The organism is uncultured Gimesia sp., assembly GCF_937919775.1.
Lineage (GTDB): Bacteria > Planctomycetota > Planctomycetia > Planctomycetales > Planctomycetaceae > Gimesia.
Genome location: NZ_CALFPF010000005.1, coordinates 1 through 4,194 on the forward strand (window position 1 = coordinate 1; position 4,194 = coordinate 4,194).

The 4,194-nt window shown below is 49.5% G+C and carries 3 protein-coding genes; all 3 read left to right on the forward strand.

Going from position 1 to position 4,194, the window contains the following annotated elements; translation table 11 throughout:
- Positions 1 to 496 precede the first annotated feature (496 nt).
- On the forward strand, positions 497 to 1,459 hold the full coding sequence (locus tag Q0294_RS00090; RefSeq protein WP_299459369.1) for a DUF1559 domain-containing protein: 963 nt from the start codon (positions 497 to 499) through the stop codon (positions 1,457 to 1,459).
- Positions 1,460 to 1,556: 97 nt separating this feature from the next.
- Positions 1,557 to 2,024, forward strand: a complete 468-nt coding sequence (locus tag Q0294_RS00095) for a carboxypeptidase regulatory-like domain-containing protein (protein ID WP_299459371.1) — start codon at positions 1,557 to 1,559, stop codon at positions 2,022 to 2,024.
- A gap of 1,032 nt (positions 2,025 to 3,056) precedes the next feature.
- The coding region (locus Q0294_RS00100) for a HAMP domain-containing protein (RefSeq protein ID WP_299459373.1) at positions 3,057 to 4,194 on the forward strand (1,138 nt) is incomplete at its 3' end.

Below are 4,194 nucleotides of genomic sequence, written 5' to 3' on the forward strand. Positions count from 1 at the left end.
GCTTTAACACGTAAAATTCCGTACGAAGCCACTTTCGGGACACCCACTAGCTATAGGTGGTTTCAGGTGCCTGGCAGGGCTGTAATGATCTTTCACCGTTTCGCCGAATGCGTCCGATTCCGGCTGCGATAATTGAACCCGCTCAGCGCGTGTGTCTGATAGTGCTATTGTTCCGTCTGAAAATGAATGGGCCGCGATTATTTTTGTTTGTAAAGTAATTCGGAAAACATTCAATATGGAAAAGTGTTCGATTAGAAAACGTCGAGTTCTCTGCAGCTGTTCAGCCAGCGTTCAAATAGAGATCGCTAAAAATACTCGTCAAAACACAGTGCGTTAATAATGCTCGCTGGTTCTGGTTCAAATTCCGTCGTCGACCGAAATTTCGATCAATGCGTTCCGTGAGTCGCTTGAAAGTAAAGTCTGTTTTTACTGTGTGGAGTTCTTAAATCGCGGTTCGTCTTTTTCCTCTATTTGATATCATAAAAGGAAGTGAAACATGAAGCGGGAACATTTTCAGAAACGTGGATTTACATTGATTGAGTTGCTGGTCGTGATCGCGATTATTGCGATTCTGATTGCATTGTTGCTTCCGGCAGTTCAACAGGCACGTGAAGCGGCCCGGCGTTCAACTTGTAAAAATAATCTGAAGCAACTGGGATTGTCGCTGCATAACTATCTCGATACGCATCGCGTTTTTCCACCGGGAAACATTGGGCGTTGTACGACACCGGATTTGAACAGTTCGGGCCTGGTGATGTTACTGCCATTTCTTGATCAGGCACCACTCTATAACAAATTCAACTTTAACGGAACGATGTATACGTGGGAGGTCTCCGGTTGTAACAGTGGTCTGATTGGAACACACGCAGATGACCCTTCGACGAATGGTAATCTGGCTCCAGTGCAGGAAGTGCTGCCTGCTTTCCTGTGCCCGACAGACCCGAATCCCACACGCATACCACCGGGGCAGAGCTGTTATGCGCCCACGTCCAGCAATACAACGCACAGCGGTGCAGGTAGAACCAACTATGACTTCATCGCCAACTCGAATCTCTGGCAAACCTGTGCTGAATGGAATTCCATCGCTCTGGCGACGCGCGCCATGTTTGGTGATAACAGTACGTGCTCAGTTCGTGATGTTGTGGATGGAACCAGCAATACGATTGCCATGGCAGAGACAACCCGGTCCGTACGTAATGGTAACTCAACTGCCTGGGGTTACCGCGGGCATACCATGGTGGGTATTAGTCTCGAACATCGCGGCATCAACATTTTCGCTGTCGATGGAGCAGCTACGGGAAAGCTGGATAGCTGGGGATTTGCCGGCAGTCTCCACAGAGGGGGCATCCATATTCTAATGGGAGACGGCGCGGTCCGTTTTCTCAGCGAAAATATCGATACGACTACCCGGATCAATTTATCACGGATCGCCGATGGTAAAGTGATAGGCGAATTTTAATTCCTTAAATTGATCTCATTGAATGCAAGCTGATGAGGGAGACTGATCGTCTTGTCAAACCTTATCAACGGCTCAGCAGTGATAGGAGTACCGGAGTATGTTACGTGTTTGTCTTGTAATGATCTTACTGGGAACGGCCGCAGGTTGTGGCGCGAACCCGGAAGCAAAAACGCTGCCTGATACGGTTCCCGTGTCTGGTGTCGTTACCTGGAATGGTCAACCGCTGTCTGCTGCGACTGTCACATTTATTCCGCAGGGGCAGACAGTGGGGACGGAGTGTCAGGGAAAGACAGATGAGTCAGGGGAATACAAGCTGACACAGCAACATGGTGGGGATGGAGCCCCTCCCGGAGACTACAAAGTTGTGATCAGTCTTTTGCTGCGGGGGGATGGAACACCGCTTCCCCCGGAAGGGGTCGGAGAAGGGGCCGGAGCAGGGGGGATCGCTGTGGAATCGCTTCCCCGTCAGTATAGTGACATCTCAGCAACAAAGTTGACTGCGATTGTGCCCCCCGTGGGAGGCGAGTTCAAATTTGAACTGCAGGGCAAAAAAAACGCTGATTAAAGACAGCCGGAGGAGTGCTGGCAACACTTCTCCGGTTTGTGTTACCCCTCGTTCAAACGGATCTCGCTTAAGATGACAGACTCGTGCCAACAGACTCGATCACATGGCGCTGAAGACCCTGCATTAACCTGGATCCAGGCTGACCAGCACTCATCGAATTGCAGGTTCCCTCTTTGGTAATGATAGTTTGTTGCGGTTCCCTATTCAGCGGCTTCTCGTAATAAATGGTCGATTCACACATTGCGGTTAGCAGAGCCGGGATGCGATTTTGGTGTCCAGCCTGTTCTGGTGACAGATGCCTCGTTCAGGAATCCTTGCGGGTTTCAGGATAATTCTGATACACGTGACTTGAAGTTCCACGAATGGCAATCATGCTGATTGGCGTGAGAGAGTCAAGAATATTTTGGGACTTGTGAAGCGGAATGATGGCGAGATGAACTTCTATGAAATCAGAGTGAAATTGGTGCGAACGCGATTGAAAACAGACTGCATTAAGGTGTGGATCGAGGGCTGCTCAGTAATCGCGTATCAAAACCGGGATGATTTTCCAGCGGAGCAGCGACGAGTGCCATCTGTTTACAGGTGATAAACCCCTTCCCCGCGCGCGACTCTTGGAACGCAGTTTATGTGACGGCGGCTCCGAGTCAATCTAAAAAAAAGTCCTTGCTTTCAAGGGAAAATGTTCGATTTCGAGATTCGTGAAAATATCCCGCTTTTTTTGATGAGCGCGAATTGCGACATGTATGGAATGAGTCCCGGGCCTGATCGCACAACTCACGTGGATTTTTTGTTACTGGAAGTAATTCACGGTCACAGATCCGCGTTTTTTTACGGTTCTACTGAAGTCTTGATGAAAATGATGTTCAGCCCTTGCGAACAGACAGGCATCGGGTTCACAATAGTCGAATTCTTTTTTAGCCCGGATTCGGGTTTATTGCAGCGTTTTCAGAGCCATTCGGTCCAAATTACCAAAGATGATGGGTCGTTACGGTTTCGTGGAATACTCTGGTAGTCATCAAGGTGGATGTATCAATGTGGTCTTCGCGTCTGTTCTGGAAGCTGTTTCTGGTTTATGCCGGTTTAAATATTGTGTCTGCGATTGTCTTTGTTCTGATTGTTTCAGGCCGTCAGCAAACGCAGGTCGTCGAGGAAGTTCAACAGCGCCTGCATGATTCTGCCGTGATCATGCGCAGCAGCCTGGATGGAGTTTTTCAGCAGGGGATTACGGAACGTCTGCAGGAAAAAGTCAAAAAACTGGGTGAAGAGACCGGTATGCGTCTGACTTTGATCGGTATGGACGGCGTGGTGATCGCTGACTCCGACCAGGATACTCTGGAGTTGGTGCGAGCCATGGAAAATCATAAAAACCGGGTCGAAGTCATTCAGGCGATGTCTACCGGGGCTGGAGAATCGAAACGACTCAGTCCGACTTTAAGTGAGCCCATGCTCTATTATGCAGTCCTGTTTAAAGAAGGAGGAGAGCCAGAGGGCATCGTGCGGATGGCCATGACCATGGCCAAAATTCAGACAGAGATTTCGTCTATTGAAAAGTTGATCTGGAGTATTGCGTTACTGGTCAGTTTCACGGTGATGTTGCTGACGTATTGGGTTGTTGCCCGGATGATCCGTCCCTTGACCATCCTGACCAATGCAGCCGAGTCGATTGCAGGCGGGGATTATGATCAAAAGCTCTATTTTCCACAGCATGATGAACTGGGAATTCTGGCGCAGTCCTTTAATCATATGAGTAAGGAAATGGCGGAACGCGTCAGGCAGTTGCAGGCAAGCGGCGACCGCTTGAGTACCGTATTGGAAGGGATGGTGGAGGGAGTTATTGCCATCAATGAGCGTCAGCATGTTCTGTTTGCCAACGAATCTGCAGGGCGTCTGCTGTTTTTCGCGCCTGATCAGGCTCAGGGAAAAGCGCTATTTGAATCGGTGCGTAATCATCAGCTGCAAAAAGCGGTGACGGAGGTACTGAAGACTCTGGAGCCCCAGCGGATGGAAGTCGAACTGGAGAGTACGAGCGATCGTATTCTGGGGGTCACGACAACCCCTCTGCCGGGAACACCATGCCCCGGACTGGTGATTGTATTGTTCGATATGACTGAGTTGCGCCGACTGGAGTCGTTGAGACAGGAATTTGTAGCGAATGTTTCTCATGAATTGA